Origin of the sequence: Pseudomonas nitroreducens TX1 (genome assembly GCF_000313755.1) — a bacterium.
GTDB lineage: Bacteria > Pseudomonadota > Gammaproteobacteria > Pseudomonadales > Pseudomonadaceae > Pseudomonas > Pseudomonas nitroreducens_A.
Genome location: NZ_AMZB01000025.1, coordinates 1 through 572 on the forward strand (window position 1 = coordinate 1; position 572 = coordinate 572).

The window sequence follows — 572 nt, forward strand, 5'->3', positions numbered from 1 at the left end:
CCTGATCGTCCTGGTGATCTCGCTGTATCCGGGCAAACTGCTCGATACCGTCGGGCGCTTCCTCGCGCCGCTGAAGATCATCGCCCTGGCCGCGCTGGGCATCGCTGCCTTCATGCTGCCGGCGGGTCCTATCGGCGTTGCCGAGCCGGCGTACCAGACTGCCGCATTCTCCCAGGGCTTCGTCAATGGCTACCTGACCATGGATACCCTCGGCGCGCTGGTCTTCGGCATCGTCATCGTCAACGCGATCCGCTCCCGTGGCGTGCAGTCGCCGCGCCTGATCACCCGCTACGCGATCATCGCCGGCCTGATCGCCGGGGTGGGTCTGGCGCTGGTGTACATCAGCCTGTTCCGCCTGGGCGCGGGCAGCCATGACATCGCCGCCGGTGCCGCCAATGGCGCAGCCGTCCTGCATGCCTACGTGCAGCACACCTTCGGCTCGCTGGGCAGCACCTTCCTGGCGGTGCTCATTGCGCTGGCCTGCCTGGTGACCGCTGTCGGCCTGACCTGCGCCTGCGCCGAGTACTTCTGCCGCATCCTGCCGTTGTCGTACCGCAGCCTGGTGGTCATCC

1 protein-coding gene is annotated in these 572 nt (G+C 67.3%); it reads left to right on the top strand.

Annotated elements, in window-relative coordinates:
- A partial coding sequence (locus C167_RS0100240) for a branched-chain amino acid transport system II carrier protein (RefSeq protein WP_017516286.1) occupies window positions 1-572 on the top strand: 572 nt, incomplete at both ends.